This window comes from Shewanella sp. ALD9 (assembly GCF_002836315.1).
In the GTDB taxonomy this organism is placed as follows: Bacteria; Pseudomonadota; Gammaproteobacteria; order Enterobacterales; family Shewanellaceae; genus Shewanella.
In genome coordinates this window covers 1-616 of record NZ_PJCD01000023.1, presented here as the reverse complement: position 1 = coordinate 616, position 616 = coordinate 1, and the positions used below count along the sequence as shown (strand labels likewise).

Sequence of the window (616 nt, the reverse complement as noted above, 5' to 3'; positions counted from 1 at the left end):
CAAAGCAAAAAAGTGGTCAGATAAAGAAGTGCTAATTCAATGGCACAAGGGCTTTAAAGGTACGTTACTCACGCACAAATACCTAAAAGAGGAAGACCTTAACCAGTTTGAACTGCAAACCGTCAATCAATGCATTACCGAATACCGTAAACGCTTAATTGATATCAGTTGGTTTATGCGCTCACTCAGTGAGCCCATCGCCAGAATGGCCAACAAAGAAGATAAATGCACAGGGCGATTTTGGGAGGGTAGATTCAAATCACAGGCATTGCTTGATGAAGCTGCAGTATTAGCCTGTATGGCCTATGTCGATTTAAACCCTATCCGCGCTAAAATGGCAGCAACCCCCGAAACCTCAGATTACACCAGTATTCAGCGCCGTATCAATTCAGCAATGAAAGGAGAACAACCAGCAGAGCTATTACCGTTTGTGGGAAATGAAAGGCTCAATATGCCTAACGGGCTCATGTTCAGTGTAAAAGACTACATTGTATTGGTTGAAGATACCGGTCGGATAATTCGAGAAGATAAGCGTGGTGCCATTAGCTCAAGCAGCCAGGACATACTGAATAGACTCAACATCCCCGCAGATAATTGGCTTAAAATCACCACTGAA

Annotated in this window: 1 pseudogene; it reads left to right on the top strand. The window is 43.5% G+C overall.

Annotated features, from left to right (window positions below):
• Positions 1–616 (top strand): annotated as a pseudogene (locus CXF88_RS14375) (transposase); the annotation flags it as partial.